This window comes from Streptomyces sp. NPDC001292 (assembly GCF_042896465.1).
Classification (GTDB): domain Bacteria; phylum Actinomycetota; class Actinomycetes; order Streptomycetales; family Streptomycetaceae; genus Streptomyces.
In genome coordinates, this window is record NZ_JBIAXG010000026.1 from 1 (window position 1) to 25,714 (window position 25,714).

26 protein-coding genes are annotated in these 25,714 nt (G+C 71.3%); 13 read left to right on the forward strand and 13 right to left on the reverse strand.

What is annotated here, in order from left to right:
• A partial coding sequence (locus ACFY4A_RS24990; protein WP_390831687.1) for an ATP-grasp domain-containing protein occupies window positions 1–699 on the reverse strand: 699 nt, incomplete at its 3' end.
• Between the two features lie 260 nt (window positions 700–959).
• Here ACFY4A_RS24990 and ACFY4A_RS24995 point away from each other — a divergent pair.
• A complete protein-coding gene (locus tag ACFY4A_RS24995; protein ID WP_390831582.1) occupies window positions 960–1,979 on the forward strand; it encodes a 2-dehydropantoate 2-reductase in 1,020 nt (339 codons plus the stop codon).
• A gap of 108 nt (window positions 1,980–2,087) precedes the next feature.
• Here ACFY4A_RS24995 and ACFY4A_RS25000 read toward each other — a convergent pair whose 3' ends face one another.
• From ACFY4A_RS25000 to ACFY4A_RS25020, 5 genes are all read right to left on the reverse strand, one after another.
• On the reverse strand, window positions 2,088–2,294 hold the full coding sequence (locus tag ACFY4A_RS25000; protein ID WP_390831583.1) for a formate dehydrogenase subunit delta: 207 nt from the start codon (window positions 2,292–2,294) through the stop codon (window positions 2,088–2,090).
• Window positions 2,295–2,325: 31 nt separating this feature from the next.
• Window positions 2,326–5,142 (reverse strand): formate dehydrogenase subunit alpha, encoded by a 2,817-nt coding sequence (gene fdhF / locus ACFY4A_RS25005; protein WP_390831584.1) that lies wholly within the window; start codon window positions 5,140–5,142, stop codon window positions 2,326–2,328.
• Window positions 5,139–6,752, reverse strand: a complete 1,614-nt coding sequence (locus tag ACFY4A_RS25010; RefSeq protein ID WP_390831585.1) for a formate dehydrogenase beta subunit — start codon at window positions 6,750–6,752, stop codon at window positions 5,139–5,141. The genes fdhF and ACFY4A_RS25010 overlap by 4 nt, the downstream gene beginning before the upstream one ends.
• Window positions 6,749–7,219 (reverse strand): formate dehydrogenase subunit gamma, encoded by a 471-nt coding sequence (locus ACFY4A_RS25015; protein WP_390831586.1) that lies wholly within the window; start codon window positions 7,217–7,219, stop codon window positions 6,749–6,751. The genes ACFY4A_RS25010 and ACFY4A_RS25015 overlap by 4 nt, the downstream gene beginning before the upstream one ends.
• 277 nt (window positions 7,220–7,496) lie before the next feature.
• Window positions 7,497–8,249: an acyl-CoA dehydrogenase family protein gene (locus ACFY4A_RS25020; protein WP_390831587.1), complete on the reverse strand. Its 753-nt coding sequence runs from the start codon at window positions 8,247–8,249 to the stop codon at window positions 7,497–7,499.
• Between the two features lie 274 nt (window positions 8,250–8,523).
• On the opposite strand from ACFY4A_RS25020, the gene frc reads away from it, so the two are divergent.
• Window positions 8,524–9,753, forward strand: a complete 1,230-nt coding sequence (frc, locus tag ACFY4A_RS25025) for a formyl-CoA transferase (protein WP_390831588.1) — start codon at window positions 8,524–8,526, stop codon at window positions 9,751–9,753.
• Between the two features lie 3 nt (window positions 9,754–9,756).
• Entirely contained in the window at window positions 9,757–11,913 is a 2,157-nt protein-coding gene (locus ACFY4A_RS25030) for an acetate--CoA ligase family protein (RefSeq protein WP_390831589.1), read from the forward strand.
• A gap of 105 nt (window positions 11,914–12,018) precedes the next feature.
• Here ACFY4A_RS25030 and ACFY4A_RS25035 read toward each other — a convergent pair whose 3' ends face one another.
• Window positions 12,019–12,702 carry a GntR family transcriptional regulator gene (locus tag ACFY4A_RS25035; RefSeq protein WP_390831590.1) on the reverse strand — a complete coding sequence of 228 codons (684 nt, stop codon included), beginning with the start codon at window positions 12,700–12,702 and terminating at the stop codon, window positions 12,019–12,021.
• Between the two features lie 241 nt (window positions 12,703–12,943).
• Here ACFY4A_RS25035 and ACFY4A_RS25040 point away from each other — a divergent pair, with 241 nt between their 5' ends.
• A complete protein-coding gene (locus ACFY4A_RS25040) occupies window positions 12,944–13,117 on the forward strand; it encodes a hypothetical protein (protein WP_390831591.1) in 174 nt (57 codons plus the stop codon).
• Window positions 13,118–13,281: 164 nt separating this feature from the next.
• On the opposite strand, the gene ACFY4A_RS25045 is transcribed toward ACFY4A_RS25040, so the two are convergent.
• Window positions 13,282–13,650, reverse strand: a complete 369-nt coding sequence (locus tag ACFY4A_RS25045) for a hypothetical protein (RefSeq protein WP_390831592.1) — start codon at window positions 13,648–13,650, stop codon at window positions 13,282–13,284.
• 281 nt (window positions 13,651–13,931) lie between these two features.
• Here ACFY4A_RS25045 and oxc point away from each other — a divergent pair, with 281 nt between their 5' ends.
• From oxc to ACFY4A_RS25080, 7 genes are all read left to right on the forward strand, one after another.
• A complete protein-coding gene (gene oxc / locus ACFY4A_RS25050; protein ID WP_390831593.1) occupies window positions 13,932–15,665 on the forward strand; it encodes an oxalyl-CoA decarboxylase in 1,734 nt (577 codons plus the stop codon).
• Between the two features lie 63 nt (window positions 15,666–15,728).
• Window positions 15,729–15,962 carry a hypothetical protein gene (locus tag ACFY4A_RS25055; protein WP_390831594.1) on the forward strand — a complete coding sequence of 78 codons (234 nt, stop codon included), beginning with the start codon at window positions 15,729–15,731 and terminating at the stop codon, window positions 15,960–15,962.
• Between the two features lie 87 nt (window positions 15,963–16,049).
• Window positions 16,050–16,238 (forward strand): hypothetical protein, encoded by a 189-nt coding sequence (locus ACFY4A_RS25060; RefSeq protein WP_390831595.1) that lies wholly within the window; start codon window positions 16,050–16,052, stop codon window positions 16,236–16,238.
• Between the two features lie 248 nt (window positions 16,239–16,486).
• Window positions 16,487–16,720, forward strand: coding sequence for a hypothetical protein (locus ACFY4A_RS25065; protein WP_390831596.1), 234 nt, complete (start codon window positions 16,487–16,489; stop codon window positions 16,718–16,720).
• A gap of 24 nt (window positions 16,721–16,744) precedes the next feature.
• Window positions 16,745–17,206 (forward strand): MauE/DoxX family redox-associated membrane protein, encoded by a 462-nt coding sequence (locus tag ACFY4A_RS25070; RefSeq protein ID WP_390831597.1) that lies wholly within the window; start codon window positions 16,745–16,747, stop codon window positions 17,204–17,206.
• A gap of 87 nt (window positions 17,207–17,293) precedes the next feature.
• Window positions 17,294–18,421, forward strand: a complete 1,128-nt coding sequence (locus ACFY4A_RS25075) for a CapA family protein (RefSeq protein ID WP_390831598.1) — start codon at window positions 17,294–17,296, stop codon at window positions 18,419–18,421.
• Between the two features lie 110 nt (window positions 18,422–18,531).
• Window positions 18,532–18,729 carry a hypothetical protein gene (locus tag ACFY4A_RS25080; RefSeq protein ID WP_390831599.1) on the forward strand — a complete coding sequence of 66 codons (198 nt, stop codon included), beginning with the start codon at window positions 18,532–18,534 and terminating at the stop codon, window positions 18,727–18,729.
• Here the strand turns inward: ACFY4A_RS25080 and ACFY4A_RS25085 are convergent.
• From ACFY4A_RS25085 to ACFY4A_RS25095, 3 genes are all read right to left on the reverse strand, one after another.
• A complete protein-coding gene (locus tag ACFY4A_RS25085; protein WP_390831600.1) occupies window positions 18,719–18,913 on the reverse strand; it encodes a hypothetical protein in 195 nt (64 codons plus the stop codon). The genes ACFY4A_RS25080 and ACFY4A_RS25085 overlap by 11 nt on opposite strands.
• A gap of 559 nt (window positions 18,914–19,472) precedes the next feature.
• Window positions 19,473–20,480, reverse strand: a complete 1,008-nt coding sequence (locus tag ACFY4A_RS25090) for a 1-aminocyclopropane-1-carboxylate deaminase (protein WP_390831601.1) — start codon at window positions 20,478–20,480, stop codon at window positions 19,473–19,475.
• A gap of 96 nt (window positions 20,481–20,576) precedes the next feature.
• Window positions 20,577–21,293 carry a GntR family transcriptional regulator gene (locus ACFY4A_RS25095; RefSeq protein ID WP_390831602.1) on the reverse strand — a complete coding sequence of 239 codons (717 nt, stop codon included), beginning with the start codon at window positions 21,291–21,293 and terminating at the stop codon, window positions 20,577–20,579.
• A gap of 366 nt (window positions 21,294–21,659) precedes the next feature.
• Between ACFY4A_RS25095 and ACFY4A_RS25100 the strand changes: the two genes are divergently transcribed.
• Entirely contained in the window at window positions 21,660–22,865 is a 1,206-nt protein-coding gene (locus ACFY4A_RS25100) for a cytochrome P450 (RefSeq protein ID WP_390831603.1), read from the forward strand.
• A 67-nt stretch (window positions 22,866–22,932) separates the two neighbouring features.
• Window positions 22,933–23,304, forward strand: coding sequence for an MFS transporter (locus ACFY4A_RS25105; protein WP_390831604.1), 372 nt, complete (start codon window positions 22,933–22,935; stop codon window positions 23,302–23,304).
• Here ACFY4A_RS25105 and ACFY4A_RS25110 read toward each other — a convergent pair.
• Together ACFY4A_RS25110 and ACFY4A_RS25115 are read right to left on the reverse strand one after the other, a co-directional pair.
• A complete protein-coding gene (locus ACFY4A_RS25110) occupies window positions 23,295–23,930 on the reverse strand; it encodes a hypothetical protein (RefSeq protein ID WP_390831605.1) in 636 nt (211 codons plus the stop codon). The genes ACFY4A_RS25105 and ACFY4A_RS25110 overlap by 10 nt on opposite strands.
• The gene (locus ACFY4A_RS25115) at window positions 23,927–25,648 is read right to left on the reverse strand and encodes a PHP domain-containing protein (protein WP_390831606.1); all 1,722 of its coding nucleotides are present in this window, start codon (window positions 25,646–25,648) and stop codon (window positions 23,927–23,929) included. The genes ACFY4A_RS25110 and ACFY4A_RS25115 overlap by 4 nt, the downstream gene beginning before the upstream one ends.
• Between the last annotated feature and the right edge of the window lie 66 nt (window positions 25,649–25,714).

Here is a 25,714-nt window from a genome sequence, read left to right on the forward strand (position 1 = left end):
CAGCGGGTTGGCCGCGGCCCGGTCGTGGAACTCCTCGAACTCCGGGTGACGGAACTCCGCGTTGTCGTCCAGCGACACCTTCCCGTCGAGGGCGACGATCTCGCCCTCGCCGGACCTGACCAGCGGGTTGACCTCGACCAGCAGCGCGTCGGAGGCGACGAAGGCCTGCCACAGCAGCCGCAGGACGCCGGCCACCTGGTCGGCGACGTCGGCCGGGAAGGCGGCCTTCTCGACGATCTCGCGGGCCTTCTTCTCCGTCACGCCCTCGTTCGCGTCCACCGGGACCTTCGCCAGGGCCTCGGGCTTGGTCGCGGCGACCTCCTCGATGTCCATGCCTCCCTCGACGGAGGCCATGGCCAGGAAGGTGCGGTGGGTGCGGTCGAGGAGGAACGAGACGTAGTACTCGTCCCGGATGTCGGCCGTGGGGGCCAGCATCACCTTCTGGACCGTGTGGCCCTTGATGTCCATGCCGAGGATGTCCGCCGCGCGCGCGACGGCCTCGTCCGGGGTGGCGGCCGGCTTGACACCACCGGCCTTGCCGCGGCCACCGACCTTCACCTGGGCCTTGACGACCGCCCGGCCGCCCAGCCGCTCGGCCGCCGCGCGTGCGGCCTCGGGCGTGTCGACGACCTCGCCGGCCGGCACCGGCACACCGTGCTTGGCGAAGAGATCTCGTGCTTGGTACTCGAACAGGTCCATTGAAGTGGCCTCCCAGCCACTGGCGCGGCTCATGTCAGCGGGCGAACCGGTCGGGAGCGCGCGAGTGGGAACCAGACGACGGAGCCGCTCACGGAAGCGTCGGCGGCACAGCGAGCATAGGGTCAACAGAATACTGTATGCAATAGTTGGGCATGAGCCCCGGTCCCGCGCGAGCCGTGGGCCGCGAGCCGCCCCCTGACTCTGGACACCCACCATCGCATTGCATACAGTATCCAGCCTCCTACTGAGAGGAGTCCATCGTGAAGATCGCAGTCCTCGGAGCCGGTGCGATCGGTGCGTACGTCGGGGCGGCTCTGCACCGGGGCGGCGCCGAGGTGCATCTGATCGCCCGCGGTGATCACCTGCGGGCCATGCGGGCCGACGGAGTCCGGGTGCTGAGCCCCCGCGGTGACTTCGTCGCCCGGCCGCACGCCACGGACGACCCGGCCGAGATCGGTCCGGTCGACTACGTCTTCCTCGGGCTGAAGGCCCACTCCTACCCGTCGTGCGGGCCGCTCATCAAGCCGCTGCTCGCCGACCACACCGCCATCGTGGCCGGCCAGAACGGCATCCCGTGGTGGTACTTCCACCAGCTCGCCGGGCCCTACGAAGGCCGGCGGGTGGAGGCGGTCGACCCGGGCGGCGCGACCAGTGCCGTCCTGCCGCCGGAGAGGGCCATCGGCTGCGTCGTCTATCCGGCCACCGTCATCGAGTCCCCCGGAGTGATCAGGCATCTGGAGGGCACCCGGTTCTCCCTCGGTGAGCCCGGGGGCCAAGTCTCCGAACGCTGCTCGGCGTTGAGTGAGGCTCTGATCGCCGGCGGGCTGAAGGCCCCGGTCGAACCGAACCTGCGCGACGACATCTGGATCAAGCTGATGGGTAACGTCGTGTTCAACCCGCTCAGCGCGCTCACCAGGGCGACGATGGTCGAGATCTGCCGGCACACCCAAACCCGGCGCCTGGTCGTCCAGTTGATGGAGGAGACCCTCGACATCGCGGCCCGGCTAGGCAGTACGCCGGACATATCGATCGAGAAGCGACTGCGCGGCGCCGAGGGGGTCGGGCACCACAAGACCTCGATGCTCCAGGACCTGGAGGCCGGCAAACCGCTCGAGCTCGACGCCATCGTGACGGCGGTGGTGGAGCTCGCCGACATCACCGGTGCGGAGGCGCCCACGCTGCGCGCCGTCCACGCGGCCACCGACCTGCTGGCGCAGTGCAGTACACAGGGCAGCACCGCAGCACGGAACGGTGCCACGCCTGGAGCCGTACCCGCCTGAGCCGGGCCGCCACCACTGGCTCCGCCCCGCGGCACCGCACACAGGCCACCGCCTCGTCTCCCCGTCGCCACGAGGGGAGATGAGGCGGTGGTGTGTGGAACGGACCGGTCAGTCGCCGGCTGTCTCGTCCCGCCGGCCGGCCGGCCTCAGCGCGGCGACGATCACGGGAGACAGGCCTTCCGCTCCCCCGTCGACGAACTCGGCCAGCCTCGCGCGCATCCTCGGGTCCCAGAACCGCTGGATGTGTCCCGCGACCGCCTCGGCGGCCTGCTCGTCCGGCAGGTGCCCGAAGGCCGCGGCGATGTCGTTCGCCATCCGGTGTTCCGGCGGCACGCCGCCCGCCATCTCAGTCCACCACCGCGTGCCGGTCGTCCCGGAGCCGATCGGCGGCGTGCCCGGCGAGCGGGCGGGCGAGTCCCACCTGCACGGCGGTCACCTTGTACTCCGGGCAGTTGGTCGCCCAGTCCGAGTTCTCCGTGGTCACCACGTTGGCGCCGGTCACGGGATGGTGGAACGTGGTGTAGACGACCCCCGGCGGCATCCGGTCGGACACCTGGGCACGCAGTGTCGTCTCCCCGACACGGCTGGTCAGCGTCACCATGTCCCCGTCGCCGATGCCGCGCACCTCGGCGTCGTGCGGGTGCAGTTCCAGCAGGTCCTCGGGGTGCCATGCCACGTTGCCCGTACGTCGGGTCTGCGCCCCGACGTTGTACTGGCTCAGGATGCGCCCCGTGGTCAGTACGAGCGGGAAGCGCGAGGTGGTCCGCTCGTTGGTCGGCAGATAGGCGGTGACCACGAACTTCCCCTTGCCCCGGACGAATTCGTCGACGTGCATGGTCGGCGTCCCCTCCGGCGCCTGCTCGTTGCACGGCCACTGGATGCTGCCGAGCTTGTCCAGGGAGGCGTAGGAGATACCGCGGAAGGTCGGGGTGACCTGGGCGATCTCGTCCATGATCTCGCTCGGATGGCCGTACGCCATGGGGTAGCCCATGGCGGCGGCGATCTCGCAGACGATCTGCCACTCGTGCTTGCCGGTCTTCGGCTTCATCACCGCGCGCACCCGGTTGACCCGGCGTTCGGCGTTGGTGAAGGTGCCGTCCTTCTCCAGGAACGAGGCGCCCGGCAGGAAGACGTGGGCGAACTTGGCCGTCTCGTTGAGGAAGAGGTCCTGTACCACGACCAGTTCCATGGCCTCGAGCGCGGCGGTGACGTGCTTGAGGTTCGGGTCGGACTGGGCGATGTCCTCGCCGTGCACGAACAGGCCGCGGAAGGAGCCGTCGATCGCCGCGTCGAACATGTTGGGGATCCGCAGTCCGGGCTCGGCGAGGATCGTGCGGCCCCACAGGTCCTCGAAGACGGTGCGGACCGCGTCGTCGGAGACATGGCGGTAGCCGGTGAACTCGTGCGGGAAGGAACCCATGTCGCAGGAGCCCTGGACGTTGTTCTGCCCGCGCAGTGGGTTCACACCGACGCCGTCGCGGCCGATGTTGCCGCACGCCATCGCGAGGTTCGCCATACCCATGACCATGGTGGAGCCCTGGCTGTGCTCGGTGACGCCGAGCCCGTAGTAGATGGCCCCGTTGGGCGCCTGCGCGTACAGCCGGGCGGCAGCCCTCAGTTCCTCGGCCGGCACACCGGTGATGGGCTCGGTGGCCTCCGGGCTGTTCTCCGGGCGGGAGACGAACTCCGCCCAGTCGTCGAACCCTTCGCAGCGGTCCGCCACGAAGGACTTGTCGACCAGGTCCTCGGTGACCACCACGTGCGCCATGGCGTTGATGACGGCGACGTTGGTGCTCGGCGTGAGCTGCAGGTGGTGTGCCGCTTCGATGTGCGGCGAGCGCACCAGGTCGATGCGGCGCGGGTCGACCACGATGAGCTGCGCGCCCTCGCGCAGCCGGCGCTTCATCCGCGAGGCGAAGACCGGATGGCCGTCGGTGGGGTTGGCGCCGATCACCATGATCACGTCGGCCTGGGCCACCGAGCGGAAGTCCTGCGTGCCGGCGGACTCGCCGAAGGTCTGCTTCAGTCCGTATCCCGTCGGGGAGTGGCAGACCCGGGCGCATGTGTCGACGTTGTTGTTGCCGAAGGCCGCGCGCACCATCTTCTGGACGACGTAGACCTCCTCGTTGGTGCAGCGCGAGGAGGTGATGGCGCCGATCGCGCCGGAGCCGTGGCGCTCCTGGATGGAGCGCATCCCCCGGGCGACCGTGCGGATGGCCTCGTCCCACTCGACCTCGCGCCACGGGTCGTTGATCCTCTCCCGGACCATGGGCTTGAGGACGCGGTCGGGGTGGGTCGCGTAGCCGAAGGCGAAACGGCCCTTCACGCAGGAGTGCCCCTCGTTCGCCCCGCCGTCCTTGTAGGGCACCATCCGCACCAGTTCGTCACCGCGCAGCTCGGCCTTGAAGGAGCAGCCGACGCCGCAGTACGCGCAGGTCGTGATCACCGAGCGGGACGGCATGCCGAGCTCGACGACCGACCGCTCCTGGAGCGTCGACGTCGGGCAGGCCTGGACGCAGGCGCCGCACGAGACGCACTCGGAGTCCATGAACAGCTCGCCCGCCCCGGGTGAGACCTTGGAGTCGAATCCGCGGCCCTCGATGGTCAGCGCGAAGGTGCCCTGCACCTCGCCGCAGGCCCGCACGCAGCGGGAGCAGACGATGCACTTGGACGGGTCGAAGTCGAAGTACGGGTTGCTCCGGTCGGCCTCGGCGTCCAGGTGGTTCTCGCCCTCGTACCCGTACCGGACCTGGCGCAGCCCGACGACCCCGGCCATGTCCTGCAACTCGCAGTCGCCGTTGGCCGGGCAGGTCAGGCAGTCCAGCGGGTGGTCGGAGATGTACAGCTCCATGACACCCTGGCGGAGCTTCTCCACCTTGGGCGTCTGGGTGCGCACCCGCATGCCGTCGGCGACCGGCGTGGTGCAGGACGCCGGGGTGCCCCTGCGTCCGTCGATCTCCACCACGCACAGCCGGCAGGATCCGAACGCCTCGAGGCTGTCGGTGGCGCACAGCTTGGGTATGTCGATGCCGGCGAGCGCCGCCGCCCGCATCACCGACGTGCCCTGGGGGACCGTCACGGGCAGTCCGTCCACTTCCACCGACACGGTCGGCTCCCCGGGCCTTTCCGGGGTTCCGAAGTCGGGTTCCTTGAGAAGGCTCATGCCGTGTCCTCCGTCCTCGCGCCGCTCGTCCGTGCGGAGCGCACCGCCGCGCGTGCGTCGCGGGCGAGGAAATCGTCAGAGAAGTGTGTGATGGCGCTGCGCACCGGCATCGGCGTCAACCCGCCCATGGCGCACAGCGAACCGTCGGTCATCAGCTCGCAGAGGTCTTCGAGCAGGGCCAGGTTGTCGTCCCGGTCCTCGCCCGCCACGATCCGGTCGATCACCTCGACACCGCGCACCGAACCGACGCGGCACGGCGTGCACTTGCCGCACGACTCCACGGAGCAGAACTCCATCGCGAAGCGGGCCTGCGCGGCCATGTCCACGGTGTCGTCGAAGACCACGACGCCGCCGTGGCCGAGCATCGCGCCGGCCTCGGCGAACGCCTCGTAGTCCATCGGCAGGTCGAACATGGACGTCGGCAGATAGGCGCCCAGCGGTCCGCCGACCTGCACCGTGCGCACGGGGCGTCCGGAGAGCGTGCCGCCGCCGTAGTCCTCGACCAGCTCGCGCAGGGTGACGCCGAACGCCGTCTCCACGATGCCCCCGCGCGCGATGTTGCCGCCGAGCTGGAAGACCTGGGTGCCGCGCGAGCGCTCCACGCCGAGTTCCTGGTACTCCTTCGCGCCGCGCGCCAGGATCACCGGCACGGTGGCGAGGGTGAGGACGTTGTTGACCACGGTCGGTCTGCCGAAGAGACCCTCCACCGCCGGGATGGGCGGCTTCGAGCGGACCATGCCCCGCTTGCCCTCCAGGCTCTCCAGCATGGAGGTCTCCTCGCCGCAGATGTACGCGCCGGCGCCGACCCGGACGTGCAGGTCGAAGGTGAGGCCGGAGCCGAGGATCCGTTCTCCGAGCCAGTTGTTCCCGCGCGCGATCTCGATCGCCGCGCGCATCGTGGCCACGGCGTCGGGGTATTCCGACCGGATGTAGACGTAGCCCTCACGTGCTCCGACCGCGTGCGCGGCGATCGTCATGCCCTCGATCAGCATGAACGGGTCGCCCTCCATGACCATGCGGTCCGCGAAGGTCCCGCTGTCGCCCTCGTCGGCGTTGCAGCAGACGAACTTCAGCTCGTCGGAGCACTCGGAGACGGTCTTCCACTTGACGCCGGCCGGGAATCCCGCGCCGCCCCGGCCGCGCAGGCCGGACTCGGTGACCTCGGCGATCACCTCGGCGCGCGGCAGCCCCAGCGCGCACCGCAGCCCGGCGAGGCCACCGTGTCGCAGATAGTCCTCGGTGGAGAGGGGATCGGTGATCCCGATCCTGGCGAACGTGACCCGCTTCTGCCGGGCCAGCCACGGCAGTTCGTCCACGACGCCGCGCCGCAGCGGATGGTCCCCGCCGTCGAGCAGGCCCGCGGCGAAGAGGCCCTCCACGTCCGAGGGGGCCACCGGTCCGTAGCCGACCCGGCCGGCGGGTGTCACCACCTCGACGAGCGGCTCCAGCCAGAGCATGCCGCGGGAACCGTTGCGCACCACCTCGACCGGCCGGTCCTGGCCGGCGGCGGCCCGCCGGACGGCGTCCGCGACCGCGTCCGCTCCCACGGACCGTGCCGCCGAGTCGCGGGGGACGTACACCGTCACCGGAGTGTTCGAAGCCACCGTCACGACGACACCGCCTCGTCGAGGATCGAGCGCAGGCGATCCGCGCTCACTCGTCCGTACATGTCCTCGTTCACCTGGATGGACGGCCCGAGCGCGCAGTTGCCGAGGCAGAAGACCTGTTCCACGGTGACCGAACCGTCCGCCGCCGTCTCCCCCGGTGCGAGGCCGACCCGGTCGCGGGCGCAGGCCACCAGGGCGTCCGCGCCGAGGGCCTGGCAGGCTTCGGCACGGCAGATGCGCACGGTGGTGCGGCCCGCCGGTTCGCGGCGGAAGTCGTGGTAGAAGGAGACCACTCCGTGCACGTCCGCCCGGGACAGGTTGAGTTCGTCGGCGAGCAGCGCGACGCACTCCTGCGGCACATGGCCGAGTTCCGCCTGGATGGCGTGCAGTATCGGCAGCAGCGCGCCGCGTTGGCCGCGATGGGCGGCCACGATCGCGCTGATCGCGGCGCGCACCGGTGCGTCACTCACGCTCGTGGTCATGATCGCCCCCAGTCACCGGCGTGCGCGGAAGTCGAGCGCGAGGCCCTCGCCGCTGTCGTACGAGTTTGGTTTCGCGAACACATGAACCCTTGCCCCTCGTCCTGCGGATGCGCAGAGGCGGTGACCAGCGGCACAGCCGCTTCCAGCGACCCGGTCGATGCACGGACAACGCTCTGCAGCATAATCACATACTTGCAGTTTGTATACAGTGTTCAGGTTCGTGGAGCATGCCCTTCCGCGCCCCACGAAGCACGGCGCGCCGGCCCTACGCGCGCACCTCGGCCCCGACCGGCTGGGCGAGTGCCGCGCCGGGGGCCGGCAGTGCGGCGAGCCACGGCAGCACCGCACCCAGCACGGTGCTGATCCCGCCGCCGCTCGGCCCGAGCATCGCACCCGCCGGCACCAGGACGGGGTCGGCGCAGACGGTGGACGACGCGCTGCCGCGCGGGCCCTCCCCGTCCGGCCGTGCGGGTACGAACAGCCCGGGGGCGTCCGCCGGCACCAGCCAGAGGGTCAGCCCGTCGCGCCCGTCGGCCGGCCGGGAGGACCACACGTAACTGTCGGCCTCCCCCGCCGCGACCACGTTGTGCTTCCGGGCGCGCAGCGCCACCACGTCCCCCGTGCGCGTCGCCGTCGAGGGCGGACCGGGAGGCGCGCCGTGCCCACCGGACTCGACGACCTCCGCCAGGGCGAGGGTACTCAGGTGGTGCCCGGTGGCGATCTTCCGGCGCACCCAGTGGATGCCGTGGGCCTCGATGACCGCGACGGCCGCGTAGTGGGACCTGAGCACGGCACCGGTGGCCGGGCAGGCCCGGGACACCTCGGCCACCACCTCGGCGGCCTCCGTCAGACCGAGGCCCTGGCCGCCGAGGCCGGCGGAGAGGGTGAGCGCCAGCAGCCCGGAGTGCCCCAGCGCGGCGACCGAGGCCCGGGGGAAGGCGCCGTGCGTGCGGACCCGTTCGGCCCCGGGCTCGATGACGCTGCTCATGACGTGGGAGAGAGCGGTGCGGTACGACATGGGGCGGCCCCTTGAAGTCACATCCAACGCAGATTGCATACAGTATGCTCTCTACGGCGAGAGTCGACCACCCTCGAGTGCGCGAATCCACCCCCTGGGCAAAATCACGCGCAGGCGACTGGACAGCCACCGCCCGATCAGCCGATGATTGCATACAGTATTCGTTGCCTGTATGCAGGACGTCTGTGTTCGGGACACCCGTATTCAGGACGGGGAGCTCGGCGACTCCCGTACGGCCAGACGCACCAAACCGTGTACAAGTGAGGTGATCCCCATGACCAGGGCTCTTGAGGGCGTGCGCGTCCTCGACATGACACACGTCCAGTCAGGCCCCTCCGCCACCCAGTTGCTCGCCTGGCTCGGTGCGGACGTCGTCAAGCTGGAGGCGCCGACCGGCGACATCACCCGCAGGCAGCTGCGGGACCTCCCCGACGCCGACTCCCTCTACTTCACGATGCTCAACTGCAACAAGCGGAGCATCACCCTCAACACCAAGACCGAACGCGGCAAGGAACTCCTCACCGAGCTGATCCGGCGCTCCGACGTCATGGTCGAGAACTTCGGACCGGGCGCCGTCGACCGGATGGGCTTCACCTGGGACCGCATCCAGGAGATCAACCCGCGGATCGTCTACGCCTCCATCAAGGGGTTCGGTGAGGGCCCGTACACGACCTTCAAGGCGTACGAGGTCGTCGCGCAGGCCATGGGCGGCTCGATGGCGACCACGGGCTTCGAGGACGGGCCGCCGACGGCCACCGGCGCGCAGATCGGCGACTCGGGGACCGGGGTCCACCTGGTCGCCGGCATCCTCGCGGCGCTCTTGCAGCGCGAACGCACCGGGCGCGGCCAGCGGGTCAACGTGGCCATGCAGCACGCGGTGCTCAACCTCTGCCGGGTGAAGCTGCGCGACCAGCAGCGCCTGGCGCACGGCCCGCTCGCCGAGTACCCGAACGAGGACTTCGGCGAGGAAGTGCCGCGCTCGGGGAACGCCTCCGGAGGCGGCCAGCCCGGCTGGGCGGTCAAGTGCGCGCCGGGAGGCCCCAACGACTACGTGTACATCGTGGTGCAGCCGCCCGGCTGGAAGCCCATCACCGAGCTGATCAACCGCCCGGAACTGGCCGAGGACCCCGACTGGGCCACCCCCGAGGTCCGGCTGCCCAAGCTGGACAAGATGTTCCAGCTGATCGAGGAGTGGAGCAGCACCCTGCCCAAGTGGGAGGTGCTAGAGGCCCTCAACGCCCACGGCATCCCCTGCGGCCCGATCCTGTCCACCAAGGAGATCATCGAGGACCAGTCGCTGGCCGCCAACGAGATGATCGTCCCGGTCGAGCACCCCGAGCGCGGCACCTTCAAGACCGTCGGTTCGCCGCTGAAGCTGTCCGACTCCCCCGTCACCATCACCAGCTCCCCGCTGCTCGGCGAGCACAACGAAGAGGTCTACGCCGGCGAACTGGGCCTCGACGAAGAGGAACTGAAGCTCCTCAAGACGAACGGAGTGATCTGAGCGATGCCCCTGAACCATGCCTCAGCCGACCGCGACACCGTGGCGAAGGTGCTCGCCACCGTGCGCGCCGAGGGCCGCAGCGCCCTGACCGCGCCCGAGGGCAAGCGGATCGCCGACGCGTACGGCATCGCCACCCCCGGGGAGGCCCTGGCGCGCGACGCGGACGAGGCGGTGGCCCATGCCGGCGCCTTCGACGGGCCGGTCGTCCTGAAGATCGTCTCCCCCGACATCCTGCACAAGACCGACGCCGGCGGTGTGGTCGTCGGTCTGCACACCGCGGAAGAGGTGCGTGCGGCGTTCGACCAGATCATCGCCAACGCCAAGGAGTACGACCCGAAGGCCCGGATCACCGGTGTGCAGGTGCAGCAGATGCTGCCGCCCGGTCAGGAGGTCATCATCGGGGCGGTCACCGACCCCACCTTCGGCAAGGTCGTCGCCTTCGGCCTGGGCGGGGTGCTGGTCGAGGTCCTCAAGGACGTGACCTTCCGGCTGGCGCCGGTCGCTGAGGACGAGGCCGCCTCCATGCTGGACTCGATCGGGGCGGCCGAGATCCTGCGCGGCGTGCGCGGCGCGGCCGCGGTGGACCGCGAGGCGCTGGCCCAGCAGATCCGCAGGGTCTCGCAACTGGTCACGGACTTCCCGGAGATCGCCGAGGTGGACCTCAACCCGGTGATCGCCACCCCCGAGGGCGCGCTCGCGGCCGACATCCGCGTGATCCTCGCCGAGAACGCGCCGGCCCCGCGGGCGACGTACAGCCGTGAGGAGATCCTGACCGCGATGACGCGGCTGATGCAGCCGCGATCGGTGGCGGTGATCGGAGCCTCCTCCGAGGCCGGCAAGATCGGCAACTCGGTGATGCGCAACCTCATCGACGGGGGATTCTCGGGCGACATCCACCCGGTCAACCCGAAGGCCGACGAGATCGAGGGCCGCAAGGCCCACGCCTCCGTCCTGGACATCCCGGGCGAGGTGGACGTGGCCGTCTTCGCGATCCCCGCGAAGTTCGTACCCGCCGCGCTGGAGGAGGTCGGCGCCAAGCACATCCCCAACGCCGTCCTGATCCCGTCCGGGTTCGCCGAGACCGGCGAGCACGAACTCCAGGAGCGGATCGTCGCCATCGCCCGGGAGCACGGCGTACGGCTGCTGGGACCGAACATCTACGGCTACTACTCGCCGTGGCAGGACCTGTGCGCCACGTTCTGCACGCCGTACGACGTCAAGGGCCCGGTGGCGCTGACCTCCCAGTCCGGTGGCATCGGCATGGCGATCCTCGGCTTCGCCCGCACCACCAAGACCGGTGTCTCCGCGATCGTGGGCCTCGGCAACAAGTCGGACATCGACGAGGACGACCTGCTCACCTACTTCGGCGAGGACCCGAACACCAAGTGCATCGCGATGCACCTGGAGGACCTCAAGGACGGCCGGGCGTTCGTCGAGGCCGCCCGCGAGACCGTGCCGAAGAAGCCGATCGTGGTGCTCAAGGCCGGGCGCACCTCGGCCGGAGCGAAGGCCGCCGGCTCGCACACCGGAGCCCTGGCCGGCGACGACGCCGTCTACGACGACATCCTGCGGCAGGCCGGCGTGATCCGCGCGCCGGGCCTGAACGAGATGCTCGAGTACGCGCGGGCGCTGCCCGTCCTGCCCACCCCGCAGGGCGAGAACGTCGTCATCATCACCGGCGCCGGCGGCTCCGGCGTGCTGCTCTCCGACGCCTGCGTGGACAACGGGCTGAGGCTGATGGAGATCCCGGACGACCTCGACGAGGCGTTCATGCGGTACATTCCGCCGTTCGGCGCGGCCGGGAACCCGATCGACATCACGGGCGGCGAGCCGCCCTCCACCTACGAGGCGACGATCCGCCTCGGTCTGGAGGACCCGCGGGTCCACGCCCTGATCCTCGGCTACTGGCACACCATCGTCACCCCGCCGATGGTCTTCGCCGAACTGACCGCGCGCGTGGTCGCCGAGGCGCGGGCCAAGGGGATCCACAAGCCGGTGGTGGCCTCGCTCGCCGGGGACACCGAGGTGGAGGCGGCCAGCGCCTACCTGTTCGAGCGCGGGGTCGTCGCCTATCCCTACACCACCGAACAGCCGGTGGCCGCTCTCGGCGCCAAGTACCGCTGGGCCAGGGCCGCCGGACTGCTTCCGGCCGACGGGTAACCGCCCGGCGGCCGACGGGTTGCGACGGTCAGGGGGCGCCACCTTCGCGGTGGCGCCCCCTGACCGTTGCCTGCGTACGGGTGCGGTGCGTGGCCACGCCCGGCGTCACTCCCCGGAGCCGGCGCGCTCGTGGTAGGTGACGCGGGTCTGCTCCGTGTGCGCCCGCATCAACTGCTGCGCGCGCTGCTCGTCCCCCGCCTCGATCGCGTCGATCAACTCGCGGTGCTCGCGCCAGGAGCGCTCGCCGCGGGTCCGCGCGATGGGCGTGTAGAACCAGCGCATGCGGCGGTCCACCTGCGCGGACAGTTCGGCGAGCACGGAGTTCGCCGCGAGTTCCATGACGTACGAGTGGAAGGCGGCGTTGGCGGCGACCACCGCGTCGACGTCGTCGGACCGCAGGGCCCGCTCGCCCTCCTCGCACAGCTCGCGCAGCCGCGCCGGTGCCTCGCCCCCGGCGCCGGCCGCCGCCAGCCGGGCCGCCTCGGCCTCCAGCAGGCCGCGTACGACGAGCAGTTGGTCGGCCTCGTCCTCGGTGGGCTCGTGCACGAACGCGCCCTGCGCCGGGCGCAGGTCCACCCATCCCTCGGTGTTGAGCCGCTGGAGCGCCTCGCGCACGGGCTGGCGGGAGACGCCGAGCTGCCCGGCGAGCTCGGTCTCGACCAGGTGCTGACCGGGCTTGAGCACCCTGGTGATGATGAGTTCGAGGAGGGCCTCGTAGACCCGCTCGCGCAGCGGACCCGGCCGCTCCAGCTTCGGCACGGTTCCGCTCGGCAAACCCGCGGACAGCATGGCTTCCATCCCCTGATCAGCGGCCCGACCGAGCCTGGGAGTGAGATTGACTTTCGTCTACAGTCTACCGACGCACCGCCGCGCACAGGACTCACATCGACTGTGACCCAGTTCACATCACACAGGCGTCGCGGAATTCCGGAACGGCGTCGGCGCCACCGGGTGCCCACCCTCACGACGGGCGGTTTTCGCCTCGGAGACGCGGGCAGGCGGGTGGTTGAGCGCCAGGGAAAGGACCGACATGAGCGCCGCAGAGAAGGCCAGGGCCACCACCGAGCAGGTGGTCGGGAAGGCCGTGAGGAAGGTGGCGCACGCGCTGCACAACGAGACCACGGCGGCCAAGGGAGCCGCGCTGGAGGCGCGGGGCAAGGCCCGCGCCGCCAAGGAACGGTCGAAGAGCGGCCTCGGAAGCTGAGCACGCGCGCACACGCGCACGGACGGGGGCGCGGCGCGCTGCCGCGGGTCCGGCACGCCGGACGGAGCGCGACGCGATGAACCGGACAGGATCCACGACACGACGCCGTCCGACGCGACGGCACGACCGAGGGGGCCGGCAGCCCAAGCCGCCGGCCCCCTCGGTCATGCCGCGAGGGCGCTCGTCCGCAGGGGGCGGCGCGGCGCGACCGCGGTGTCCGCGGGTCCGACGCGGTAGGTGGTCCTGGTGGAGTCGACGAGGGGCTCGCCGAACGTGATCCGTCCGCTGGAGTGCAGCATGTCGCACAGGTCGGTGGGCAGCGCGACGTAGCAGCTTCCCCGGCCGGTGCGGGGGTCGAACGGCTGCCAGTAGCTGTACCTGCGACGTCCGCCCGCGTGCACGGTGAGGAACACCAGCGTGCCCGGGTCGGAGACGATGCGCAGCAGGTCAGCACCCGTGGGGCTGAGGGGGGCACCGGCACGGCCGTGGTGGTGCAGGACGACGGCGTGGGCCGGGCCGGGTATGGACTGCATCAGCGGTGGCCTTCCTCGAGGCTGGGACTGAAGATCACTTACCCAGCTCGGGCGATGTTGATCTCTCTTTCCCGCGGCATTTTCCAGCATGTCACTGACAATGCGGCCGCGACACGCCGTACCGGCGTGCGGTCCGCCACGGCTCGCGATCACGCGACGCCCCCCGGGGGACACGGGCCGGGAACACCGCCCACTCGAATCCTTGCTAGTGCATCCGGCATCGGGGATACTGAATACAGTATTCCCGAAGCCACTCGTGACGTTCAGGGAGGATCCCGACCATGACCAACGCTTCGTTGCCGGAAACAGGGCTGGGGGACGCTGACGATCCGGCCGCTCTCACCGACGGGATCCACCTGGTCGCCGAAGCGCTCAGGCGCAACGGCGTCCAGAACATCTACGGCGTCGTCGGCATCCCGATCACCGACCTGGCGCGCGTGGCACAGGCGTCGGGCATGCGTTACATCGGCTTCCGCCACGAGAGCGACGCCGGGCACGCGGCGGCGGCGGCCGGGTTCCTCACGAAGAGGCCGGGCATCTGTCTGACGGTCTCCGCCCCGGGCTTCCTCAACGGACTCGTGGCCCTCGCCAACGCCACCACGAACTGCTTCCCCATGGTCCAGATCTCCGGGTCGAGCGAACGGCACCTCGTCGACCTCCAGCGGGGCGACTACGAGGAGATGGACCAGCTGGCGGCGGCGAAACCCTTCGTCAAGGCGGCCTACCGGGTCCACCGGGCCGAGGACATCGGCCGCGGGGTGGCCCGCGCGATCCGCACCGCGGTCTCCGGGCGCCCCGGCGGTGTCTATCTCGACATCCCGGCCGCGGTTCTGGGAGAGGTCATCGACAAGGAGCGGGGCGCCGCGTCGCTGTGGGAGGTCGTCGACCCGGCGCCGCGTCAGCTGCCCGAACCGGCGGCCGTGGACCGCGCGATCGACCTGCTCGCCGGCGCGGAGCGGCCCCTGGTCGTCCTCGGCAAGGGCGCGGCGTACGCGCAGGCGGACGAGCAGATCCGGGAGTTCGTCGAGACGACCGGCGTGCCCTACCTGCCCATGTCGATGGCCAAGGGCCTGCTGCCCGACGACCACCCGCAGTCGGCGGCCACCGCCCGGTCACTGGCCCTGCGCAGGGCCGACGTCGTGATGCTCGTCGGCGCGCGCCTGAACTGGCTGCTCGGTCACGGCGAGGCACCGCAGTGGGACCCGTCCGCCAAGTTCATCCACGTGGACATCGCGGCCACCGAAATGGACAGCAACCAGCCCATCGCGGCCCCGCTCGTCGGCGACGTCGCGTCCGTGATGGAGGCCCTGATCGAGCGGAGCAAGCCCGGCCGGATCTCGGCCGCCCAGCAGTGGCGGGAGGAACTCGCGGCGCGCTCCGCGCAGAACGCGGCCAAGATGGCCAAGCGCCTGGAGGCCGCGAAGACCGCGCACCCGATGAAGTTCCTCGGCGCGCTCCAGGCGATCCGCGACGTGCTGCGTGAGAACCCCCGGGCCTACGTCGTCAACGAGGGCGCCAACGCGCTCGACCTGGCCCGCAACACGATCGGCATGCGGATACCGCGCCACCGGCTGGACAGCGGTACCTGGGGTGTCATGGGCATCGGCATGGGCTACGCCATCGCCGCCGCCGTCGAGACCGGAGAACCCGTGGTCGCCATCGAGGGCGACAGCGCCTTCGGGTTCAGCGGCATGGAGATCGAGGCCGTCTGCCGCTACAACCTGCCCGTCGTCACCGTCGTCCTCAACAACAGCGGCGTCTACCGCGGCGACGAGGCCTCCACCTCCGCGGACCCCGCGCCCACCGCCCTCAAGGCCCGCCACGACCTCATGATCCAGGCGTTCGGCGGCAAGGGCTACCAGGCGACGACGCCCGACGAGGTCGCCACCGCCCTGCGGGAAGCCCTGGCCTCGGGCGCCCCGGCGCTCATCGACTGCGTGATCGACCCCTCGGACGGAACCGAGAGCGGCAACATCGCCCACCTCAACCCCAAGGGCATCACCGTCCAGCGCTGACCGCCCCCCGCAAACCCCCGCATCCACAGTCCCGTCGCGGTCTTCCGGGACATTGAACAAGGAATGCCACCGCACCCCGTGCTGACCCGCGCCCCGGCGGGTCAGCAGGGGATCCTCCATGTTCGGACACCCCCTCAGCGCCTGACCCACACCAGGGCGTCGTCGGTGACGGCGGCGGTGATCACCCGCTTCCCGGCCGGCCGGACGCTGATGGCCGGCACTCGCCACCGGAACGCCTTCAGCTTCACCGTGGACTCCCGTGACCGGGGCCTGACCGGCAACGCGGCGAGGAGCTGACCCGTGCTGGCTGGAGCACTACGTGGTCAGGGGCCCCGCTGCGCCGTTCGGTGGGGTGAGGAGCCGGTCCGGGGCACGAGGGCGGTCATGACGGTCTGCCCGCGGCTCGGGCTCAGGGACGTGGGCCTCGCCCTGTCGGCGGCGCATCAACGCGACATGGCCCTGCCCACCGGCAGCCTCGTGCGGGACGCCCTGCGCGAAGCCGTCGCGGCGGGCTGGTCCGAGCGCGACTGGGCCACGCTCGCCGAGGTCGCCCGGCGAAGGGCTGGCCGCTGATACACACGGCAGCCCAACCCGTGGTCGCGCCGCACCATGGTCACGTGAGGGGCGACGTCGCTCGCGGCGTCGGGCAGAACGGCCGGGCTGGTGGCACCTGGGGTCCGTCGGAGTGGTTGTGCCGCATCGACCGGTCCGGGCCGGTGCCATTGGTGGAATACGGCTCGGGATACGCGACCCGGTCTTCGGGACACGCGACCCGTTCTGACGCCGAGGCACCGGTCCGGCACAGCGAGGAGTGAAGGCTCATGGCAGTGTGCGAGGTCTGCAACAACGACTACGAGATGGCGTTCGAGGTGCGCGCGAGCGACGGCGTCCACATCTTCGACAGCCTCGAGTGCGCGGCCCAGCGGATCGCCCCGACCTGTGACAACTGCGATTGCCGCATCCTCGGTCACGGGCTTCAGGCCGACGGGCGCTTCTTCTGCTGCGCCAACTGCGCACGCCAGCGCGGAGTCGCGCAACTCGTCGACCACGCCTGACAGTCCCCTCGGAGGGAGGAACCCGTGGATCTGCCACTCAAGGCCCACCACATCGTTCCACGGCTGGCGACCGGGGCGTTCATCCTCCATGCGGGACTGGGCAAGCTCTCGGCGGACGAGCAGACGGAGCAGGGCCTGCACGCGATGGCCATCCAGGCCTACCCGTTCCTGGGCAGGCTCTCTCCCCACCGCTTCACCCGGCTGCTCGGCACCGCGGAGGTGACACTGGGCGCGGCGCTGCTGGCACCACTGGTGCCCAGCGCCGTCGCCGGGGCGGGGCTGACAGCGTTCTCCTCGGGCCTGGTCGGGCTCTACCTGCGTACGCCCGGCGCCCACGCCAAGGGCAGCCCGCTGCCCACCCAGCAGGGCATCCCGCTGGCGAAGGACACCTGGCTGCTCGCCATCGGCCTGGGTCTGCTCACCGACCGCGCGTCCTGGTCATGGCCGCGCCTGCGCGCCCGGCGACGGTGTGCCCGCCGCAGGTAGCCGCACCGCTCAGAATGCGGCTCCCCGAGCATCACGCCCACGTCGGGACCGGGCGGTGACGTGCCGTCCGGCCACTACTGTGGGGGTATGCGCGGCGGCGTGGTGACGCTGTTCCTGTGCGGCGACGTGATGCTCGGCCGCGGCGTCGACCAGATCCTCCCGTGCCCCGGCGATCCGGCCCTGCGGGAGCCCTGGGTCCGCGACGCCCGGTCCTACGTCGAGCTGGCGGAGACGGCGAGCGGCCCGATTCCCGCCCCGGTCCCAGCGGCGTGGCCGTGGGGCGAGGCCCTGCCGGTGCTGGCGGCCGCCGCCCCGGACGTACGGATAGTGAATCTTGAGACGTCCGTGACACGCAGCGACGCGTTCGCGCCGGAGAAGGAGGTCCACTACCGGATGCACCCGGCCAACCTGCCCGCCCTGGAGGTGGTCCGGCCCGACGTCTGCGTCCTGGCCAACAACCACACACTGGACTTCGGCCGTGCGGGGCTGCTGGAGACGCTGGACTCCCTGACGGGCGCGGGACTGCCGGTCGCGGGCGCCGGCCGGGACGCGGAGTCGGCGTACGCGCCCGTGGTGTGCCCGGTCGCGGACGGGGTCCGGGTGCTGGTGTTCTCCCTGGGGATGACGTCCAGCGGCATACCGCGGAGCTGGGCGGCGACGGCGGACCTCGCCGGTGTCGCGTACGTCCCCGCGGCGACGGCGGAGGCGGCCGCGGCGGTCGTCGAGCACGTACGGCGGGTGCGGTCTCCGGGCGACATCGTGGTCGTCTCGGTGCACTGGGGGTCCAACTGGGGCTACCACGTCCCCCGGGAACAGATCCGCTTCGCTCGCGCGCTGGTCGACGGCGGTGTCGACGTCGTCCACGGGCACTCCTCGCACCACCCCCGTCCCGTCGAGGTGTACCGCGACCGGCTGATCCTTTACGGCTGCGGCGACTTCATCGACGACTACGAGGGCATCTCCGGCTACGAGCAGTACCGCGACGACCTGCGGATCGCCTACTTCCCCTCGCTCACGGCGGCCACGGGACGGCTCGCGGACCTGCGCATGGTGGCACTGCGGGCCCGGCGGATGCGGCTGGAGCCCGCCACCGCGGAGGACCGCGCATGGCTGCGGGCGACCCTTGGCCGGATGAGCACGGGCGTGGCCATCACCCGGGAGCCGGACGGCACGCTCAGGGCGGCACGCACGACGACGACCGCGCAGGAGCCGTAAGGGCCCGTGCGGCAGGGGAGCACTCCCGGACGCGCGTCCCCCACCAGGAGTGGCCGGCCGGCGTCCGCGCCGACCGGCCACGACCGGGCGCCGGACGTACCGTCGGACGTATGGACGATATGCCCCGGCGCATCGACCCCTCGACGGACCGGACCGCCGCGGCGATCCTGCTCGGCTGCCTCCCCGACGAGGTCGGCTACTGCCCCCGCTGCCACGGACTGACCCACCGCTACGGGCGCGACGCCCAGGTCCTGTGCCCTGCCTGCAGGACGGCCGAGGGCACGGCCTCCAAAGGCTCTACCGACTGACCCGGCCGTGGTCCTTCCGGTAGACGGCGAGGAGGAAGAGCCAGATCCCGCTGACGGTCGGGAAGCAGGCGACCGCGTGCCTGAGCCGCTTGAGCGGAATCTCACCGGCGACCGCGACGGTGGCCGAATGCAGCAGCTCGCCGACCCCGGGGCCGAGGATGGCGACCCCCCGGGAGGACTTCACGGTCGAGGTCGGCCACCATCCGGGCGTGGCCCTCGTAGTCGTCGGCGTAGAGGTCGGTGCCCTGGGCCGCGTCGAAGTCGAGGTCGACGGTCTTGACCACATCGCCCATCTGATCCCCGACCCACCGCGGCCACACCGCCGTCTGCCCGGGCCGCCGAGGCGGTGCCGCTGTCCGGCCCACGGCCCCGGGGCCACACCGCCATCCGATCCCCGACCCGCCGTGGCGACACCGCCCATCCGATCCCCGACCCGCCGGGGCGACACCCGTCTAATCCCCCGCCCACCGGGGTCGGGCCGCCATCTGACCCACGGCTCCCGGGGCCGCACCACCGTCCGATCCACGACCGGCCGGGGCGACACCGTCAGTCCGATCCCCCGCCCACCGGGGTCGGGCCCGCTGCCCTCCGGGGGTCGCACGGCCGTCTGCCGCGGCCTCCGGGGCTGCACCGCCGTCGGTCCCCCGCCCACCGGCTCGGGCCGCCGTCGGCCCCGAGAACACGGGCCGGCGGCGGGGCGTCACCCGATCAGGTTCCGCGGCGGGGCCGGGCGCCTGTCCGGGTCAGCGGAAGACGCCGCTGTAGGCGTTGAGGGCGGGCTGACCGCCCAGGTGGGCGTACAGGACGTTGGAGTCCTTGGGGATGTCCCCGCGTCGGACGAGGTCGATGAGTCCGGCCATGGACTTGCCCTCGTAGACGGGGTCGATGATCATGCCTTCGAGGCGTCCGGTGAGGCGGATGGCGTCCAGGGTGGACTGGACGGGGATGCCGTAGAAGTCGCCGGCCCAGCCCTCCAGGAGGGTGATCTCGTCGTCGCGCAACTCCCGCCCGAGGCCGATGAGTTCGGCGGTGTTGCGGGCGATCTTCTCCACCTGGACGCGGGTCTCGTCGATCTTGGCCGAGGCATCGATGCCCAGCACGCGGCGGGGCCGGTCCTGGCCCGCGAAGCCGGCGATCATGCCCGCGTGCGTGCTGCCGGTGACGCTGCACACCACGATCGTGTCGAAGAAGACCCCGAGTTCACGTTCCTGCTGCTGGACCTCGTAGGCCCAGTTGGCGAAGCCGAGGCCGCCCAGGGGGTGGTCGGATCCTCCGGCGGGGATCGCGTACGGAGTGCCGCCGGCGGCGCGGACGTCCTCCAGGGCCTGGTGCCAGCTGTCCTTGAACCCGATGCCGAACTCCGCCTGAACCAGGCGCACATCGGCGCCCATGACGCGGGACAGCAGGATGTTGCCGACCTTGTCGTTGACCGCGTCCGGCCAGTCCACCCAGCTCTCCTGGACCAGGACGGCCTTCAGACCCACCTTCGCGGCGACCGCGGCCACCTGCCGGGTGTGGTTGGACTGGATGCCGCCGATGCTGACCAGGGTGTCCGCGCCCTTTTGGAGCGCGTCGGGGACCAGGTACTCGAGCTTGCGGGTCTTGTTGCCGCCGAAGGCCAGCCCGCTGTTGCAGTCCTCCCGCTTGGCCCAGATGCGGGCACCGCCGAGATGGTCACTGAGCCGGTCCAGCGGGTGGACGGGGCTGGGGCCGAACAGCAGGGGGTGGCGCTCGAAGGACTCGAGGGTCATCTGTGGCTCCTTGCGGGGTGCGTCCGCCGTGGGGATGTGGGTCCTGCATGGGTCGTTCATGGGTCGTACGGAGTGTGGGTCGTACGGAGTGCTGGGTCAGCGCGGGAAGGCATCGCCGCCGGGTCCGCCGTCCGGCTCGTCGGCGTCGGCGTCGGGGAGCACGGTGTCGAGCAGCGGCAGCAGCGTCTGCCAGTTGGTGCGAGTGGCGGCGACGGCCCCCTCGACGTCTCCGGTCTCGCACAGCGCGATGATCCGTTCGTGCTGGGCGACCGAACCGCGGCCGCTCAGCGAGGAGAAACGCAGTCTCTCCACCCGCCGCAGCACCGGCGTGAACTGCTCCAGGACGGTGCGGACGGCCGGGTTGGCGCAGGCGGTGACCGCGACGCCGTGGAAGGCGTCGTCGGTGTCGATCGCCGCGTCGACGTCGTTGCGGCGCAGAGCGTCGGCAAAGCGCGCGTTGGCGTCGCGCATGGCGTCCAACTCGGCGGCGGACAGGTTGGGCATCGCCTCGCGGACGGCGAGTTCGTGCATGGCCGCCGTCACCGACTGGGCCGCACGCGCCGCACGGACGTCCAGGGGGCTGACCATGGTGTAGCGGCCGGGCTTCGTCCGCACCAGGCCGGCCTGCTCCAGACGCGCCAGGGCCTCCCGCACCGGGGTGCGGCTGACACCCAGCCACTCCACCAGGTCACCGTCGTTGAGGCGCTCCCCAGGTGCGAGCGTGCCGTCGACGATGGCGTCCCGGATGGCCCGATAGGCGTTGTCGCGGAGAAGCGACCTGGAGACGAGCCCGCGGCTCTGTGGCACCGGCATGCAACATATTGCACGCTGCATGACAGAGCGCTGTCAAGAGGGCGCTGCTGCGGATCCTTCCGAGACGGGCGCCGCCGTCGCGCGAAGGCTTGTTAGCCCACCTGGCTGGACTGACGGAGCGGGTCACCGGTCCGCACCAGCTCGCGTGCTTCCATCGTCAGCAAGGCGGCCCTGGCGCCCGCACTCACCGGGGTGCCGGCTGGCGCGCGCTCCGTCCGCCGTCCCGGCCCGGTGTTGATCGCCGACGAAGGCCGGCCCGCCTCGTCCCCCGCTGGGCGGCCGGCGCTGCCGTGAGGCTCGCCGGGAGCCATCGCCGGGCCGTGGACACCACCGACGTCGTACCCGATGCCCAAAAGGAACCGACTGATGACCACGGACAACGAGACGGCCATGTGCCCGTTCGACTTCAGCGAAGCCCTGGAGTTCGATCCCGCCCTCGCGGACCTGATGTGTCGCGATACCCCCACCCGGATCCGCCTGCGCTACGGCGACGCGGACGCCTGGCTGGTCACCGGCTTCGACGCCGTCAAACAGGTGACCACCGACCATCGGTTCAGCCGGGCGGGCATCATCGGCCGCGACTACCCCCGGATGACGCCGGAGCCCATCGTGTCGCCCGAGTCGATCAACGTGATGGACCCACCGCACAGCAGCCGTGTCCGCCATCTGGCCTCACAGGCCTTCACCCAGCAGCAGGTGGAGGGCATGCGGCACCGGATCGTCCGGCTCGCGGACGATCTGCTGAACCGCATGGAGAAGGAGGGCTCGCCGGCGGACCTGGTCCGGCACCTCTCCGACCCGCTTCCCCAGCACACCGTCCTGGACCTCCTCGGCATCGAGCGGGAGGAATGGCCCCGGATCCAGAAGGCCGTGCACCAGCTGCTCGTCGTCGGCCCGGACACCAAGGAGGCCGCGGCGGGCGCCAAGGCGGATCTGACGGCCTACTTCGGCGAACTCGTCGCACAGCGGCGGAAGTCGCCCGGCAGCGACCTCATCAGCGCGATGGCCGCGGCGCGGGACGGCAAGGAACAGCTGGACGACAGGGAACTGGCGGTCATGACGCTCATGCTGGCGCTCAGCGGCCAGGACACGGCGACGTGCGAGATCAGCAATATCGTGTACCTGCTCCTGACCCGGCCCGAGCTGGCGGAACGTGTCAGGAGCCGGCCAGAGACCCTGACCGACGTGCTGCACGAGCTGCTCCGCCACATCCCGTTCCGCAAGGGGGTCGGAATCCCCCGGGTGGCTCTCGAGGACGTGGAGCTGGGCGGTGTGCGGATCCGGGCGGGCGACTACGTCCACGTGTCGTACCTGACGGCCAACCGCGACCCGGAGCGCTACACGGACCCGCACGCCATCGACGTCGACCGGCCGAACTGCCCGCACATGACGTTCGGCTGGGGCGGGCACCGGTGCATCGCGATGCCGTTGGCCATGGCAGAGCTCGAAGTGGCCATCGGGCGGCTCATGGAGCGCTTTCCGGAGCTGCGGCTCGCGGTGCCACCGGATGAGGTGCGCTGGGACACGAAAACGATCAGGCGGTTTCCCCTGGAGCTGCCGGTGGCCTGGTAGGTACGCCCACCAGGCAGGGCAGCGCGGAGGCCGCACGGGCCTCGGCGGATCGGACCGCGGGGGCTCGGTGCCGCCTCGCGACAACCTCGGGCTCGACTACCAGGACCTGGGCAACATCATCGGAGTTCTCGGTCTGGCCTGGGGATCGCTTCTCATAGGCGGCCTCTCCGACCGGCTGGGCCGGCGCAGGATCCTGGCCGGCTCGATCGTGTTCTTCTCGGTCTGCTCACTGCTGACCGGACTCCTCGGCGGACTCGCCAGCCTCCTGATGGTGCGGATCGTCATGGGCGTCACCGAGGGCGCCTCCACCCCGACCGCGGTGACCGCCACGGCGGAGGCGTCCCGGCCGGGCTGCGGACCCGTTGCGACCCGCTGGGACCTCGAGGCGGAAGGACTTCTTCCGGCCCGTGTGGCCGGCCGGGGCGGCCGTCACCCGTGATCGGCGCAGCAGGGCGTGGGGTCGGGCACCTCGAAGGGGGCGAGGAGGCCGCCCGCGGCGGGCACGAGCGGAAGCACGAGCTGTCCGCCCTGCCACAGGGGGCGCACGTGATCGCGAGTCGTCACCGAGGTGTCCGGCTCCGGGCCGCTGCCGGGGCCGGACGGCGCGCCGACGACGGTGACCCGGTCGATCGCGGTGTGCTGAAGGAGGTGGCTGAGCGGAACCGTGCCGACGAGGTGCCGCACACCGGGGTAGACGACGGCACGTCCCTGCTCGCGGGTGTGCTGCTCGGCCGCCGCCAGCGCGGCGCCGTCCGCGTACGGCGCCGGGCCGTGCCGCAACGCGCCGAGGGCCGCGCCGGACGGTGGCCGGTCCTCGTCCGAGAGGAGGGTGACGAGCCGGTGCCACACCGAGGCCGCGGTGTCCGCGTCCGGCAGCGCCAGGGAGACGGCTATGTGCGGCCGGTCGCCGTCGCGGACCGGGTGCGTGCAGGCGACGGTGGCGTCCGGCAGGCCGAGCCGCGCCACCAGGTCCTGGGCGAGGTGATCGGCGCCGCGCAGGTCCGCCGACCCGGCGTCCACACCGATCACGGTGGGAACGCCGGGTCCGCCGGGCGTACCGGTCATGCGGGCAGGACCCACATCGGGTTGGAGTAGAACCACAGGTCCTTCCACGGATCGGCGTCGCCGACCACGTCCATCGCCGGTCCGGCCGGGTCCACGGCGGCACCGCGCAGACCGACCGCCGTGCGGTTGCCGTCAGTGCCGCGCAGCCGCACGTACACCGGCTTGTCCACGCGGCCGAGGGAGTACGTCAGACGCACCGAGCCGGTGGACTTGTTCACCTCGAAGGACTTGACGACCTTCGTGTCCGGGGTGATGAACGCGTCCTTGTCGGAGACCCGGCCGGTGACGTCACCCTGGATCACGTCGACCCGGGCCAGCTTCGGCACGAACTGCGCCCAGTTCGGGCCGTTGGCGAGGCTGATCTCGACGACCAGGTCGACCTGGCTGCCGCGGCGTACGTGCAGCACGTCGCCGAGGGTGACGGCCTTGCCGCCGGAGCGCAGCTGGGCGTCGAGGCCGCTGATCAGCCCGCCGTGGTCGACCCAGACGCGGCCGGCGCGGATGCCGTCCATGACCGCCTGGTAGGAGAAGGAGGCGGCACCGACGTGAGTGCGGGAGTACTGGCCGGGCCAGTAGTCACCGTCGCTCAGGTTCAGTCCGCCGCCGTGGACGGGGTCCTCGTAGCGGCCGTTGGCGTTGAAGTCGCTGCCCGGCCCGCGGACCGAGGAGTCGGCGTAGACGCTGTGGGAGTCGGAGTTGGCGGTGATCCACCAGGGCTTGCCCTCGGCCAGCAGGCTGTCCCACAGACCGCCCACGGTCGCGGTCATCCAGTCGAAGCCGCCCCAGGTGCGGTAGCTCTCCAGCGGGTAGCCGGAGAAGGAGCCGGCGCCGGGGCTGTTGTCGTAGTAACCCCGGCCCGAACCGGGGCCGTTGGGCGCGGGCAGGCCGGCGGCCTGGTGGCCGGGGGCGCCCTCCATGCCGACGGCGATCGTCGGCTGCGCGTCGCGCCAGGCACGGATCTCGTGCGGGGAGTCGATGCCCTTGCGGGCGGGGTGGTTGGCCAGGAACAGGGCGTCCTTGACCTTGCGGCGCTGGACTTGCTCGGCGAGGAAGTTGACGCCCGCGATGGCGAGCGCCTCGTTGGCGGGGGTACTGGCGGTGGCCTTCTTCACTGCCCCGTCGAAGGAGTTCTCGAACTCCTTCAGCACGGCGACCTCGTTCGAGCCGGGGTGGACGAAGACGGTGCCGTGCTCGGCGGCCGGGATGTTCCACTCCAGGCCCTGGAAGACCAGCGTGTCGGTGATCTGCCCGCGGGCGGCGACGATGTCCGGGTTGACCTTCTCCACGCCGATCTTGGCGTGCTGCTCGCTGCCGTGGTCGGTGATGACCATCCAGTCGAGGCCGTGCGCGTTGGCCTGGCGCACGTGGTCGACGACCCGGTACTTGCCGTCCGAGCTGTACTGGGTGTGGATGTGGTGGTCGCCGGCCAGCCACAGGTATCCCCCGGACCGGGCGGGCTGCGAGGACTGCCGGCTCTGGCCCTGGTCCTGGCCCTGGGACGCGGCCGCCTGCCCGGCGCCGGCGAGCACGCTGCCCGCCGCCAGTCCTGCGCCGAGCAGACCGGTACGGCGCAGCATGGACCGGCGGGACAGCTGGTCGGGCGTCAACTCGGTGTCGGGGACCTCCAGGTCGAGCGCCGGCGGGAGGGACCGGCCGCCCGTGCCGTGCCCGTGGTCGTGGTGGTGATGCCCGTGGGCGTGACTGTGGCCGTGGCCCATGTCCGAACTCCTGCCGTCTGTACGTTCAAAGCGTGTCCGAGCGGCGCCCATGCTGGGCCCCTGCCG

Excerpts from the sequence above, each read along its gene's own strand:
- ACFY4A_RS25000 (WP_390831583.1), bottom strand. The coding sequence starts at position 2,294 with ATGGCGAACGACATCGCCGCGGCCTTCGGGCACCTGCCGGACGAGCAG.
- fdhF (WP_390831584.1), bottom strand. The coding sequence starts at position 5,142 with ATGAGCCTTCTCAAGGAACCCGACTTCGGAACCCCGGAAAGGCCCGGG.
- ACFY4A_RS25020 (WP_390831587.1), bottom strand. The coding sequence starts at position 8,249 with ATGTCGTACCGCACCGCTCTCTCCCACGTCATGAGCAGCGTCATCGAG.
- frc (WP_390831588.1), top strand. The coding sequence starts at position 8,524 with ATGACCAGGGCTCTTGAGGGCGTGCGCGTCCTCGACATGACACACGTC.
- ACFY4A_RS25030 (WP_390831589.1), top strand. The coding sequence starts at position 9,757 with ATGCCCCTGAACCATGCCTCAGCCGACCGCGACACCGTGGCGAAGGTG.
- ACFY4A_RS25035 (WP_390831590.1), bottom strand. The coding sequence starts at position 12,702 with ATGCTGTCCGCGGGTTTGCCGAGCGGAACCGTGCCGAAGCTGGAGCGG.
- ACFY4A_RS25040 (WP_390831591.1), top strand. The coding sequence starts at position 12,944 with ATGAGCGCCGCAGAGAAGGCCAGGGCCACCACCGAGCAGGTGGTCGGG.
- ACFY4A_RS25045 (WP_390831592.1), bottom strand. The coding sequence starts at position 13,650 with ATGCAGTCCATACCCGGCCCGGCCCACGCCGTCGTCCTGCACCACCAC.
- oxc (WP_390831593.1), top strand. The coding sequence starts at position 13,932 with ATGACCAACGCTTCGTTGCCGGAAACAGGGCTGGGGGACGCTGACGAT.
- ACFY4A_RS25055 (WP_390831594.1), top strand. The coding sequence starts at position 15,729 with ATGCCACCGCACCCCGTGCTGACCCGCGCCCCGGCGGGTCAGCAGGGG.
- ACFY4A_RS25060 (WP_390831595.1), top strand. The coding sequence starts at position 16,050 with ATGACGGTCTGCCCGCGGCTCGGGCTCAGGGACGTGGGCCTCGCCCTG.
- ACFY4A_RS25065 (WP_390831596.1), top strand. The coding sequence starts at position 16,487 with ATGGCAGTGTGCGAGGTCTGCAACAACGACTACGAGATGGCGTTCGAG.
- ACFY4A_RS25075 (WP_390831598.1), top strand. The coding sequence starts at position 17,294 with ATGCGCGGCGGCGTGGTGACGCTGTTCCTGTGCGGCGACGTGATGCTC.
- ACFY4A_RS25080 (WP_390831599.1), top strand. The coding sequence starts at position 18,532 with ATGGACGATATGCCCCGGCGCATCGACCCCTCGACGGACCGGACCGCC.
- ACFY4A_RS25090 (WP_390831601.1), bottom strand. The coding sequence starts at position 20,480 with ATGACCCTCGAGTCCTTCGAGCGCCACCCCCTGCTGTTCGGCCCCAGC.
- ACFY4A_RS25095 (WP_390831602.1), bottom strand. The coding sequence starts at position 21,293 with ATGCCGGTGCCACAGAGCCGCGGGCTCGTCTCCAGGTCGCTTCTCCGC.
- ACFY4A_RS25100 (WP_390831603.1), top strand. The coding sequence starts at position 21,660 with ATGACCACGGACAACGAGACGGCCATGTGCCCGTTCGACTTCAGCGAA.
- ACFY4A_RS25110 (WP_390831605.1), bottom strand. The coding sequence starts at position 23,930 with ATGACCGGTACGCCCGGCGGACCCGGCGTTCCCACCGTGATCGGTGTG.
- ACFY4A_RS25115 (WP_390831606.1), bottom strand. The coding sequence starts at position 25,648 with ATGGGCCACGGCCACAGTCACGCCCACGGGCATCACCACCACGACCAC.